10 protein-coding genes are annotated in these 12,821 nt (G+C 38.3%); 7 read left to right on the top strand and 3 right to left on the bottom strand.

Features of this window, described 5'->3' with window-relative positions; genetic code table 11:
- The first annotated feature begins 2 nt into the window (after positions 1 to 2).
- The 7 genes from wzx (at position 3) to K322_RS0117140 (ending at position 8,635) form a co-directional block, all read left to right on the top strand.
- Positions 3 to 1,409 carry an O-unit flippase-like protein gene (wzx, locus tag K322_RS0117170; protein ID WP_026627985.1) on the top strand — a complete coding sequence of 469 codons (1,407 nt, stop codon included), beginning with the start codon at positions 3 to 5 and terminating at the stop codon, positions 1,407 to 1,409.
- Positions 1,406 to 2,530, top strand: coding sequence for a hypothetical protein (locus tag K322_RS0117165; protein WP_026627984.1), 1,125 nt, complete (start codon positions 1,406 to 1,408; stop codon positions 2,528 to 2,530). Before wzx ends, K322_RS0117165 begins: the two co-directional genes overlap by 4 nt.
- Positions 2,527 to 3,690, top strand: coding sequence for a glycosyltransferase family 4 protein (locus tag K322_RS0117160; RefSeq protein ID WP_026627983.1), 1,164 nt, complete (start codon positions 2,527 to 2,529; stop codon positions 3,688 to 3,690). The genes K322_RS0117165 and K322_RS0117160 overlap by 4 nt, the downstream gene beginning before the upstream one ends.
- Positions 3,691 to 3,924: 234 nt before the next feature.
- Complete coding sequence (locus K322_RS0117155) at positions 3,925 to 5,037, top strand: glycosyltransferase family 4 protein (RefSeq protein WP_026627982.1); 1,113 nt, start codon at positions 3,925 to 3,927, stop codon at positions 5,035 to 5,037.
- A gap of 3 nt (positions 5,038 to 5,040) precedes the next feature.
- Positions 5,041 to 6,171 carry a radical SAM protein gene (locus tag K322_RS19915; protein ID WP_084158605.1) on the top strand — a complete coding sequence of 377 codons (1,131 nt, stop codon included), beginning with the start codon at positions 5,041 to 5,043 and terminating at the stop codon, positions 6,169 to 6,171.
- A 28-nt stretch (positions 6,172 to 6,199) separates the two neighbouring features.
- A complete protein-coding gene (locus tag K322_RS0117145) occupies positions 6,200 to 7,297 on the top strand; it encodes a glycosyltransferase family 4 protein (protein ID WP_026627981.1) in 1,098 nt (365 codons plus the stop codon).
- A 240-nt stretch (positions 7,298 to 7,537) separates the two neighbouring features.
- Entirely contained in the window at positions 7,538 to 8,635 is a 1,098-nt protein-coding gene (locus K322_RS0117140) for an HU domain-containing protein (RefSeq protein ID WP_026627980.1), read from the top strand.
- A gap of 181 nt (positions 8,636 to 8,816) precedes the next feature.
- Here K322_RS0117140 and K322_RS0117135 read toward each other — a convergent pair whose 3' ends face one another.
- Genes K322_RS0117135 through K322_RS0117125 form a run of 3 tightly spaced genes read right to left on the bottom strand, consistent with a single transcriptional unit; the run spans position 8,817 to position 12,771 of the window.
- Positions 8,817 to 9,326 carry a flavodoxin gene (locus K322_RS0117135; RefSeq protein WP_026627979.1) on the bottom strand — a complete coding sequence of 170 codons (510 nt, stop codon included), beginning with the start codon at positions 9,324 to 9,326 and terminating at the stop codon, positions 8,817 to 8,819.
- Between the two features lie 39 nt (positions 9,327 to 9,365).
- Positions 9,366 to 11,402, bottom strand: coding sequence for an alpha-ketoacid dehydrogenase subunit alpha/beta (locus K322_RS0117130; protein ID WP_026627978.1), 2,037 nt, complete (start codon positions 11,400 to 11,402; stop codon positions 9,366 to 9,368).
- Between the two features lie 49 nt (positions 11,403 to 11,451).
- Positions 11,452 to 12,771, bottom strand: a complete 1,320-nt coding sequence (locus K322_RS0117125; RefSeq protein ID WP_026627977.1) for a dihydrolipoamide acetyltransferase family protein — start codon at positions 12,769 to 12,771, stop codon at positions 11,452 to 11,454.
- Positions 12,772 to 12,821 lie beyond the last annotated feature (50 nt).

Raw genomic sequence — 12,821 nt, 5'->3', positions numbered from 1 at the left:
TTTTGAGTAAGATAGTTATCACCCGCAAAGATGTTATATGGGGATATGTAGCTCAAGCATGTAATATCGGGGCTAATATTCTTGTTCTGCCCGCTATTTTTAAATTTCTACCATCCAGCACCTTAGGAGTCTGGTATGTATTTGTTAATCTGGGAATGTTCTCCACTCTTATAGGAATCGTTTTCCAGAATTCTTTTTCCCGAAATATAGCTTATGCTTTCGGAGGGGCAACCTCTTTACTCGAAGACGGAGTTGATGAAGAAGCTCAGGTATTGACCGATGCCAACTATCCGTTTATAAAATCTCTTTTGTATGCTATGCAACGCTTTTATGTCTATGTCTCGCTGGGGATGGGCGTATTGTTGATTTCAGCAGGTTCATTATATATCTATTATCTGACAAGGGATTTTCCTGATCAGTCGGTTGTATTATATTCGTGGGTGTTGTATGTCGCCAGTACTGTATTCGGTTTTTACTGCATCAACTTTTATAGTATTCTGCAAGGACGTGGATATATAAAAGAACACAATCAACTGATGATTATCAACAGGACAATTTACTTGTTGTTAGCTTATATTTTCTTGTTCTCTGGGTATGGGATACTGGGTGTTGTAGCAGCTAATTGCATTTCAGGAGTAGTTAATTTTCTGACCGGAAGGTTAATGGCGTACAAAGATGGTTTAAGACATATTCTCAAAAATGTAGAAATATCTTCGGTAAATATGATGTTGGTAGTCTGGCGAAATACATACAGGCAGGGTATAGCTAATCTGGCTATGTATATTTCGACTAAAGGCAGTTTATTTTATGCATCACTCTTTATTCCGCTTGCTACAATCGCTAAATACGGATTGAGTTTACAGGTTATAAATGTATTGACGACTATAGCTTTACTCTATTTTTCCAGTTATCTGCCTTATGTTGCCCAAAGTTGGATTACTCATAATTATACGAATATCCGCCGGATATATACTAAAAGTCTCGTATTGATGCTTATTCTGTATATTTCGGGATGTACCGCTGTATTTCTATTCGGAAACTGGGGATTAAGGCTTATCGGTAGCGGAACTACCCTGCTGCCTGCAGAACCTCTGTTGTTATTGTTCGTTGTATATCTGCTTGATTCCAATCAGGCTTTGGCCATCAATCTGATATCATCGAGTAATAAAGTACCCTATATGCCGGCTGCTATTGTGTCTGCCGTTGCAATATTTATACTTATGCCCGTATTGATTATTGTATTTGATCTGGGTGTTAGTGGGGCTATACTGGCAATAGGACTGGTGCAATTATGTTATCAGAATTGGAAGTGGGTTGCAGATGTGTCAAAACGTCTCAGATTAAATTATATACAACAGATACAGCTGGGTGTACAATGTTGGTTAACTAAGGATAGGGTAAGGCGATGAATGATATTCTTGAGAAAATACGAAAGCCCAGCTTATTTATCTTGTTGTTGATACTCAATTTCAGATTTCTATTTACGGTGGTATTAAACGACCGGATGGAGATTCTCTCTGTATTGACAATTGTGTTTTGTCTGCTGTCTTTCGATTATTCATCCCTGCGTAAAGAATACCTCTATTGGCTGGGAATATTCATTGTGATTTCGGTTTTCGATTTTACGAAATATAAGCTCAATGTACTCACTCCGTTAATTATAATGCAATGTGTTTCTACATTTAATCTGAAAGAATACCTTCGTTTCAATATACTGATTCTCGGAACAACTGCGGTAGGTATGCTGCTTGTTTTTGGAACAGGGCATGTTATTCAATCCGATTTTTTCAGTATAATACGTGTCAGAAGTGATTTTGGATACGGGCATCCCAATACTGCAATGATTTATTACTGGGGGCTGTTTGTTTCTCTCGTTTTATATTGTTATTTGTCGAAATACCGCAACTTTATGTGGCTATTGTTGGGAGGGCTTCTTCTGGCTAGTACTTATTTCTATTTAGAGACTGATTCCCGAAGTTTTCTTTTTGCGGTGGTTGTTTTTGTTTTTGTGCTTGTCTATTATGGTCTAAGAAAGAGGTCGGTACGTGATTATCATATAGGCTATTCCAGATATATATTATACGCTTTGCCCGTTGTTTTTACATTGCTGTCACTGTACTTTGGAATATTTGCAAATGATTATCCGAAGATTAATATCCTGTTCAGTACTCGTCCTGCCTTATATAACGAGTTGCTGCAAAGTTTGTCTCCTCTGCAATACCTTTTCGGAACAACCGCATTTGACCGTATTATTATCGACAGTACCTATATGCATTTGCTTTTCGAAGCGGGTGTTCTGTTATTTGTGTATTTTGTCTGGCTGTATTATTTCGCCATGAAGAATATTGTAAAACAGCAAAATTACATTGTGATTGCGGTGATGGTCAGTTTTCTGGTATACGGATTGATGGAGTCTTTGCTTTTGTTCTGTGTAATTATCGGCAATAACCTGTTTTGGGTATTGATGTATCGTTACCGCTATGGAATAGAAGACGGCTTTGATGTTGAACGAAAAACGGAAGAAGAATGAAAATTGTATATTGTATGATAGATTCCTCATCATCAGGAGGTATGGAGCGCAGTATATGCACTAAAGCTAATTATCTGGTTGATGTATGCAGATATGATATCACCATAATAACGACTGATAGGGGAGAGCGTCCTAATTTTTTCAATTTCTCCACAGCCATACGCTTTATAGATCTTGGCATTAATTATAAAGAACTACAACAAAAATCATTTATAAAAGGAGTCTTCAGCCAGATAAGAAAGAGAAAACTCCATAAAGAAAGGCTGGAACAGGTTTTGAATGAACTAAAGCCAGATATATGTATTTCTACATGTACCCATGAGTTTACGATTTTACCCCGTATTCATGATGGAAGCCGTAAAATAGCAGAGTTTCATTTTTGCCGTCCTTATAAAGAAATAGAATACAGTTTATTACCTGTCTCTTATTTAACACGTCTCAAAGCATTATGGGGAGAGAAGAACAAATACCGCTATGTGGGTAAGTATGATGCTTTTGTTGTTCTGACCGAAGAAGATAAGAAGCGTTGGAGCGAATTTTCGAATGTGGAGGTTATACCGAATGTGCTTTCTTTTTATCCTGAAAATTATAGCTCTTACAGCGAAAAACGTGTGATAAGCGTGGGACGGTTATCTCCGCAGAAAGCTTTTCATTATTTGATAGATATCTGGAAGATAGTAAATGAAAAACATCCCGATTGGGTTTTGGATATTTATGGCGAAGGCAGTGAATATGATTCTATTGCAGAAAAGATCAAGATAGAAGGCTTAAGCAGTAAAGTATTTTTGCACAATCCCGTACAGAATATAGAAGATGCTTATCAGCAGGCATCGATTTATGTGATGTCATCACTGTATGAAGGTTTTGGTCTGGTTTTGGCTGAGGCTATGGCATACGGATTGCCCTGTGTCTCCTTTGATTGTCCGAGCGGCCCATCGGAGATTATTTCGAATGATAGGAACGGATATATTGTTCCTGTTGGAGAGGTCAATCTTTTTGCAGAGAAGATTATTTCTCTGATCGAAAACGAAGAACTTAGAAAACAGAAGGGAAGTATGGCTCATGCTGATATCAAACGCTTTTTGCATAATAATGTGATGCCGGATTGGATTCATTTATTTGAAAAGATGAAGGGTAAGAAGTCGGAATTTTATCTATAGAGAACATCAGTCATCAGTCAACAGGTATCAGCTGAAAAGGAAAAAAGGAACATCAGAAAGTGTACATAAAGTGTGTTACCTTTGTAACCTTTTGAACAATTATCAATGATCAGTAAGTGATGAACGATGAAGAATTACCGCTGATAATTGTTTATTGATAATTGAACATTGAGATTGTTACTTTTGTAACCTTTTGGAAAAATAAATAATGCTAACTGATTTAGAATAAAAGGAATGGAGGTAAATAGAAATATAACGGTAGTCGCTTGTTATTTCGGTCCTAAATTGGGGGTAGGGGTTTTTACTGAAAAGCTCTTAACACATCTCTGTCCTTTATTGTTAGAGAATGGATACAACGTATCCTTAATCACGAATAACAATGTTTTGAATAATTCGCCTCAGATTAATATTGACGGTGTCGATATTGTCTGCCCTGCGGAATTAGACAAAACGATTCCTTCTAAAATGTATTTTCTGCGGAAGTTCGCGAAGACCGTTTATGTGAAAGATGCTAAGTATGTTTTATTTCTTGCCGATTCGGTGATTGGTGCAGGTATAACTAATGCGGTGTCTATCGTTCATGATATTAATGAGTTTGATATCGAGAATAAATTTGGATTGATCAGAACATGGTTTCGTAAAAAGATGATCGGTTCGGTTATTGAGAGGGCGTATAAAATTGTCACCATTTCGGAGTTTGTGAAAGATCAGATTGTTAAATATTTTCCATGTAAACAATTCGAAGGGCGTTTATCCGTTATCCATAATGGAATAGATTTTGCGGAATCATCTGCGATTGAGATTTCAGGCGATAATTCGGCTCCTTATTTTTTGATTGTCGGGCGTATAGATCCTAAAGGGAAAAAATTATATGAAGCTTTAAAAATATATAAGGCATATAAAGCTAAAAATCCGGAGTTCAGATTAAAAATAGCCGGAGCTGTAAACGAGTTCTGTGAAAAAGAGGCGACCGTATTTTTGTCCACCATTGAGAAAATGGATGGTATAGAATATTTGGGGTATGTGAGTGACGAAAATCTCGATGGCTTATACCGGAATGCTTTTGCTACAATCTTTTATTCGGAATTTGAAGGATTTGGATTTCCTTTGCTCGAAGCTTTTTATAGGGGATGTCCTGTGATAACAAATTCGGATAATCAGGTCAATAACGAGCTGGCTGAGGGGTATGATGTGAAAATATCTCCACAGGATCTGGATAATCAGGAAATGATTTGCTGGAAGATCGACATGATCCGTCAGATGGATCGTGAGGCTCTCAAGTTAATAGCAGGGCACTATACATGGAGCAAAACTGCCCGTGCATATTTTAACTTACTCAACGAATGATAAATGAACAAGATACCATTACCAACTGATGTTTCAATAATAACAACCTATCGATGCCAGATGCGTTGCCAGATGTGTAATATTTGGAAATATCCGTCTGATTCGAAACTCGAAATATCAGCTCGTGATCTGGAAATACTGCCAAAGTTGAAGTTTGTTAATATTACCGGTGGAGAACCGTTTCAGCGGAAAGATATATCGGATATCGTTGCCGTTGCATTCGAGAAAGCTTCACGTGTAGTTATTTCAACATCCGGATGGCATTACGACAGGATTGTCGATTTGGCAAGACAGTATCCGAATATAGGAATAAGAGTAAGCATAGAAGGGCTTTCGCAGCTTAATGATGAATTGAGAGGACGTGCCGGAGGTTTCGACAGAGGGCTGAAATTGCTTTTCAAACTTCGTGAAATGGGTGTAAAAGACATTGGCTTTGGCATTACGGTTTCGAATCGTAATTCTCAGGATATGCTCCAGCTGTACAGATTGGCAAAGGAACTGAAGCTTGAGTTTGCTACTGCCGCTTTTCATAATTCATTTTATTTCCACAAGGAAGATAATGTTATAACCAATCAAAATCAGGTTATTGCCGATTTTGAAGAATTAATCAATCTGTTGCTGAAAGAAAATCATCCTAAAAGCTGGTTCAGAGCTTTTTTTAATTTAGGATTGATCGGATATGTTAAGGGTGAAAAGCGTATGCTGCCATGTGAAGCCGGAACGGCAAACTTCTTCATCGAACCTTATGGAGATGTATATCCGTGTAACGGCCTCGAAGACCGGATTTGGAAGGAAAGTATGGGGAATATTAGAGATTTTTCGTCATTCGAAGATTTATGGTATAGTGTGCAGGCGGAACGGGTTAGGGATATGGTTCGCCAATGCCCTAAAAATTGCTGGATGGTTGGGACTGCTGCTCCCGTGATGAAAAAGTATATAAAGCACCCTGCTATGTGGGTGATTAAAAATAAGATAAACAGCTTATCGGGTAAAAAGGCCGATACTGGTAATATTCCATATTTTAATGTCGGACAGGATATACGGCAGGGAGACCTTGATTTCTCGAGGATGCAGCCGTTTACCGATACCAATGGGGTAAGACCCGATGCCACACTGCCCTTAGTTGAGGAATAGGGATTTATGCCTTTTTTTGATTCATATTATGAAAATATTTGTTACAGGTACACGAGGAATACCCCATATACAAGGGGGAGTAGAAACACACTGCGAAAATTTGTATCCACGTATCGTAGGGATAGGAGGAGATGTTACACTTATACGACGCTCTTGTTATGTAGATGAGAACAATAAGATTCGGATTTTTAAGGGAGTGAAGCTGAAAGATACATATGCTCCGAGGAAGAAAAGTCTCGAAGCTATAGTGCATACATTTCTTGCAGTGATATATGCTTTCTTTAAGAGAGCTGATGTGATCCATTTTCATGCAATCGGACCATCTATATTTTCACCTTTGGCAAAAGTTTTAGGTATGAAAGTGGTTGTAACACATCATGGGGCTGACTATGAAAGGGAAAAGTGGGGATTGTTTGCCAAATTTATTTTAAAGACCGGAGAGCGTATGGCTGTATTATTTGCCGACCGTATTATTGTAATATCAGATAAGGTTAAAAATGATGTTGCCTCTAAATATGGGAGAACCGATGATGTGTACCTTATTTATAATGGAGTAAATAAAGCTCATATAATAGAGTCTGCAAGTTACATCTCGACTTTAGGTTTGGAGAGCAGAGGTTATATTCTGGCTTTAGGACGATTTGTTGAAGAAAAAGGCTTTCATAATCTTATAGATGCTTATCTGGAGAGTGCAGCAAAAGATCATTATCCTCTGGTGATAGCAGGTGATGCAGACCATGCTACTAAATATTCCATAGCCTTGAAGAAGAAAGCAAAGAACAGTGGTGTAATTTTACCCGGAATGGTTATGGGTGATAATCTGGCTGAATTATATTCGCATGCCCGATTATTTGTGCTGCCTACATTTCATGAAGGTATGCCTATTTCCTTATTAGAAGCTATGAGTTATAACTTGGATGTGCTTGTCAGTAATATTCCTGCAAATATGATGCTGATAAGAAACGATGAATCGTTGTTTAATCCACATGATATAAGGGAATTATCCTCTAAATTAGATAGTAAGATACAAAAAGGATTAGTCACAAAAATATATGACCTGTCAGATTATAATTGGGATGAAATAGCTGATAAAACTTTTGATGTACTGAATTTTACGAAGAAATGAACTTTTCTTCACTTTAATATGTTTTCCAATAGTATTAGATTCAAGGTTCGGTTATGCAATATTAGTAAATATTTTATCAGAGAGTTAGAAAAAATATATGTTCTTTAACATCCTTTAGATTTATCGTGTTCTAAAGACTATTTTTTATTAAAGAAGTGAAGTCAGACTTGATAAATAAATTCTATTGACTTTTGTCGTTTCTGATATTCTTTGCTTCGCAATAACTTTTATCTTTGTATTATGAAAGAATTCTCCTTACATATAAACTCCTTGATTCAAAAGCACGATTGTGTTATTATTCCTGATTTTGGAGGATTTGTCTTACGGCGTGATGTTGCTAAGATTGCTGATGACGGAGCTATTATACCTCCTCAGGTATCTGTCGGCTTTAATCCCGATCTGAAATACAATGACGGGTTGTTGGCTGAGTCTTATATGAATATGTACTCTATATCTTATGATATTGCTTGTAAAAAAATAGGTGATGTTGTGTATCGCCTGAATACGATATTAGGTTTGAGACAACCTGCGCCTATAGGCAATCTGGGTACTCTGATTTTAGATGAGGAAAAAAGGTTGAGTTTTATTCCTAACAGAGAATTTTCTTTATATCATCCTGAAACATTTGGGTTGGATACCTTAGAAATAAAAAAACTTGCTGATATTGAAGTAAGCCGTAAAGTGGAGATTGTTGCAAATCGCAAAAATCTATATCAGAGGATCGTTGTTAGTGTAGGTGCTGCAGCTGCAGCTGTTGCTGTCTTTTTTGTGACATCAACTCCTATATATGAACCCAAAGAAAGCCAGATGCAAAAATCGGGATTCTTTACAGATATCATAACACCTTCTCAGTCTGCAAAAAAGATCTCTCAATCTGAGATAGCTCATAATGCTTTGAGTAGTGTAGATGTTGTTGAACCTTCTGAGAATGCTCTTTCTGAGTCTGTTTCAGGTAATGATCCTGAAAATTTGAATAAGAACGAGATTAAGTCGGTCTCTGATGTTTCGAATAATGCCTCCTTGAATAATAAAGGACAGGATAATAATAAGAATTTGTCAGCCGCAAAAACAACAGCAGTAGAGAATACTGTGAAAACTAATTCTCATCTGTATTATGTTATTATAGGTAGTGCCAGCTCTAAGACTGAAGCAAAACGTTTGTTACTTCAATTGAAATCTCAGGGTTATAGAAATGCTTCGGTTCTTGAATCTAAAGAAAGACCACGTATATATATAAGTGTATTCGAAGATAAGGGGCAAGCTGAACAATATGCAGCTAATTTTAGACGCAATAATCCTAAGTTGAATGATGCTTGGATTTACTCTAAAAGAAATTAAGTTTATCTCCTTTGTAATAAGAATTATTCTATTTGACTATATTTGAATAAAAGCCGAAAGTTTAACTTTCGGCTTTTTATTTACTTGAAAACTAGAAGGTTTTTGTTTCTTTGTTTTAGTGATATATAAAACTATGTCTTTTATGAATCCTTTATTTGATTAGTTTTATATAATTGTAGTTTTATTTATTTAGCTCCTGTTTCAACTGAGCTACCCAATTGCTGATGCGTTCTTCATTTTTGCTTGCCTGATTTTCATAATCGATCACCAAACCTAAGAACTTTCCGTCTTTAAGAGCTTCTGAATGGTCAAATTTATAACCTTCAGGAGATGTAAATCCAACCACTTTGGCTCCGTTTGTCTCGAATAGTTTGGCCAGAATTCCTATGCCATCAGCAAAATTATCAGGATACTTTACTTGATCTCCAAGACCGAAGATTGCCACTTTTTTACCCTTCATCTTTACTGACTCCAAGTCTGGTAATAGTTCGTCCCAATAGGATGGAAGTTCTCCATCAAACCAGGTTGAAGCACCGGCGATAATATTGTCGTACTTTTCGAAGTCTTCAGCTGATGCTTCTTCTATGGCTATTATATCTATATCGGCATCACCAAAAGCTTCTTTGATCTTCTTTCCGATCTTAGAGGTTTTACTAGTTTCTGTGCCGAAGAATAATCCTATCTTTTTCATAATTTCGTGTTTTGTCTATTTTAAGTATATCCCGTTTTGTTAGAATTCTAATATTCTCTTTGCAGCCTCGTAGATCTTTTCTTCATTTGGTAAAACTGCTCGTTCTAGAATTGTATTGAATCCTACAGGGGTGAAAGTTGAACCGACACGTTTAACCGGAGCATCGAGATATTGGAAAATCTCTTCATTGATAGATGAAACAATTTCACCGCCAAAGCCGCCGAATACTTTATCTTCGTGTACAATCAATGCTTTATTGGTTTTCTTTATAGATTCAAAGATTGTTTCTTTATCAAGAGGCATCAATGTCCGCAGGTCTATTACTTCAACACTCCAACCATTTTCCTGAGCCAGACGTTCGGCTACAGTCAAACTAAATAAGAGGGTATTACCATAAGTGATGATTGTAAGGTCTTTTCCTTCTCGTCTGATACGGGCTTTTCCGAATGGTACTTCAAAATCATCGGGAATCACAGCTGATGCTTCTACGGAGTTATATTGGCATTTGGGCTCTAGGAATACTGTCAAGCCCTGTGAGCGTAAGCTCGTGCGAAGCAAACCTGCTGCATCGTCGGCGAAACAGGGATACACGACGCGTGATCCTGGTAATGTTGTAAATACGGCCTCGAGATTCTGAGAGTGGTACATACCACCTCCGATATAACCTCCGGATGCCAAACGAAGTGTAATATTGGGTGAAAACTGTCCGTTACTTCTCCAATAATCATGTGTACATTCTATATATTGTTCCATTGCCGGCCAGAAATAATCCGCAAATTCAGCTCCTTCGACAACTACTCTGATCTTCGGATCAAACCGGCTCATTCCGTTGGCTGTACCTACAATGAAGTCTTCGGCAATCGGAGCATTGAATACTCGCTCTTCACCAAATTCTTGCTGCATTCCCTTTGAAACATTAAAGACTCCGCCTTTCTCCTTGTTAGCGACATCTTGTCCCCATAGGAAAGTATCAGGATTGTGTCTGAACTCGGCTTTAAGTGTTTCATTGATAGCTGTTACCAGATTTTTCTTTTCTCCTTGTTCGTCATGAGTCCCGTCAACATACTTTTGAGGCACATAAGGATCAGGAGTCACAAAATCGAAAATAGATTTAGGATCCGGATCCGGTGCAGCCAATGCTTTCTTATTAGCCTGACTCAGTTCTTTTTTGACAGCTGCTTCAATTTCTTTTAATTCTTCTTCGGTAAATCGTTTGTAACGTATCAGCATTCTCCTGAATTTCAACAATGGATCGGCTGCTTTAACATAAGCCAATTCATTTTCGTCGCGGTATAGTGTATGTTTATCCGAATTGGAGTGAGAGCCTATACGAACGCAGTTGGCTTGTACTATTACCGGAGTACGGTTTTCGATAGCATATTCGCGAGCTTCTGTCATTGCATTCATAGAATCGAAAACGTCTTTTCCGTTACAATGAATAATGCGTAGATTTTTAAAGCCACTGAAATTATCTGCAACCTTACGGTTTGCGGTCTGGTCCTTTTTAGGAACCGAGATACCATAGCCATTGTCCTGAATAACGAATATCACGGGCAGGCGTTCTTTTGATGCTCCATTAATAGCTTCATATACATAACCTTCGGATGTAGCTGAGTCTCCATGAGAAGTGATCGCTACACCTTTATGTTTATAATAAACCATTGCACGAGCTACCCCTACAGCATGTAAATCGTGGTTACCTGTTGCTGATGATACATTTTCGATGTGCCATTCGGGTTTAGCGAAGTGATTTGACATGTGTCGTCCTCCACTCGCAGGATCGGTAGCTTTAGAGATACCATTAAGAATCAGTTCCTCGGCTGTTACTCCCGCTGATAATACTGTAAGCATATCTCGGTAATAAGGGAACATAAAGTCTTTGCCTTTTGTGAAAACCTGTCCCATAGCCAACTGTATCCCATCGTGCCCTGCATAAGGAGCATGGTAGGACCAGCCTAATGACTGCAAGAGATATGCAGGAGCTTTTTCGTCGATAGCTCTACCTAGTGTCATCAGGTGATACCACTTTTTCAGAGTTTCTTTATCTGTACTTTTTATGTCGTATTTCTTATTCATGTCTGATTTGTTTTAGTCATTGAACATTGGAAAATTAAGGCTTTTAGCCTTAATCTTCCCAATTTTGTAAATATTCGGCAATGCGGTGCAGGAAGTTTCCTCCGAGCATACCGTCTATTACTCTGTGATCGTATGATAATGACAAGTACATTTTATCTCTGATAGCGATAACCGGCCCATCAGGAGTTTCAACTATCGACGGTTTCTTTTCGATGATACCGACTCCCAATATAGCTACCTCGGGTTGGTTTATAATCGGTGTTCCGAATAAGCTCTTGAATGATCCGAAGTTAGTAATCGTAAATGTACCACCCTGAATTTCATCGGGCATCAGTTTATTACGTCTTGCTTTGTCGGCCATTGATGCGATATTGGCTGCCAGTCCACTTATATTTAACTTGTCTGCATTCTTAACCACGGGTACTATCAGGTTTCCGTCTGGTAGAGATACTGCAAAGCCGACATTGATATATTTCTTTTCGATAATGTTATAACCATCAACCGAAGAGTTTACTCTAGGGAAATCTTTCAATGCTTTAGCAGAGGCTTCTACTATTGCAGGCATGTATGTAAGGCTGATACCTTCGCGTTTTTTGAATGCGTCTTTGTTTTGCTCGCGCCATTTTACCAATTTGGTAACATCCACTTCTATCACATTGGTTACGTGTGGAGAAATCTTCTTGGACGAAACCATACGGTCTGCAATGATTCTGCGGATAGGATCCATAGCGATAACAGTTTCGTTTTCGCCTGCAGAAACCGGAGCAGAAACAGTCTTCGGTGCACTTTCCTGAGCCTGAGCTGGTGCTGCTTTGGGGGCTTGTGGCACTTCTGCCGGTTGAGCTTTTGGTGCGGGTGCCGGAGCAGGTATACCTGATTTTTTACTTGCGATATACAAATCGATATCCTTTTTGCTCAAACGACCTTCGTAGCCTGTGCCGGGGATGGCATCAAGTTCTTCTTTTCCTATTTTAGCGGTTTTTGCTACTTGAAGTACAACAGGTGAATACCATCTGTCGCCGCTTGATTTGCTTAGCGGTTGATTTGATGCTTCCTGTGCCGGAGCTGCTACCGGAGTTTCTGTTTTTGTTTCTGCTGCCGGAGCAGATTCTTCTACGTCGCCTTCTCCATCGAGCGAAACTATAGCAACAACAGTACCTACGGCAACGGTGTCTCCTTCGTTGAATAACAATTTCAGAATTTTACCTTCTACCGGAGATGGTATTTCAGCACTTACTTTAGCCGTGTTTACTTCAAATAATATGTCGTCTTCTTCGATATTATCTCCGACCTTAACAGACCAGGAAATAATAGTACCTTCAGTGATACTTTCGCCCAACTTGGGCATTTTTATTTCAAATGTTGCCATAAAATTTATAGTTTTAAGGTCGTGCAGACCTATTTGTTATTTTTTGTAAT

The sequence above is a fragment of the Indolivaga capnocytophagoides DSM 22835 genome (genome assembly GCF_000426485.1).
Taxonomy (GTDB): Bacteria; Bacteroidota; Bacteroidia; order Bacteroidales; family Dysgonomonadaceae; genus Dysgonomonas_A; species Dysgonomonas_A capnocytophagoides.
The sequence above is the reverse complement of the archived record's forward strand: the minus strand, read 5'-3'. Positions and strand labels throughout refer to the sequence as shown.

What these genes read in the sequence shown, in the direction of transcription:
- K322_RS0117165 (WP_026627984.1), top strand. Translation starts at nt 1,406, where the DNA reads ATGAATGATATTCTTGAGAAAATACGAAAGCCCAGCTTATTTATCTTG.
- K322_RS0117160 (WP_026627983.1), top strand. Translation starts at nt 2,527, where the DNA reads ATGAAAATTGTATATTGTATGATAGATTCCTCATCATCAGGAGGTATG.
- K322_RS0117155 (WP_026627982.1), top strand. Translation starts at nt 3,925, where the DNA reads ATGGAGGTAAATAGAAATATAACGGTAGTCGCTTGTTATTTCGGTCCT.
- K322_RS19915 (WP_084158605.1), top strand. Translation starts at nt 5,041, where the DNA reads ATGAACAAGATACCATTACCAACTGATGTTTCAATAATAACAACCTAT.
- K322_RS0117145 (WP_026627981.1), top strand. Translation starts at nt 6,200, where the DNA reads ATGAAAATATTTGTTACAGGTACACGAGGAATACCCCATATACAAGGG.
- K322_RS0117140 (WP_026627980.1), top strand. Translation starts at nt 7,538, where the DNA reads ATGAAAGAATTCTCCTTACATATAAACTCCTTGATTCAAAAGCACGAT.
- K322_RS0117135 (WP_026627979.1), bottom strand. Translation starts at nt 9,326, where the DNA reads ATGAAAAAGATAGGATTATTCTTCGGCACAGAAACTAGTAAAACCTCT.
- K322_RS0117130 (WP_026627978.1), bottom strand. Translation starts at nt 11,402, where the DNA reads ATGAATAAGAAATACGACATAAAAAGTACAGATAAAGAAACTCTGAAA.
- K322_RS0117125 (WP_026627977.1), bottom strand. Translation starts at nt 12,771, where the DNA reads ATGGCAACATTTGAAATAAAAATGCCCAAGTTGGGCGAAAGTATCACT.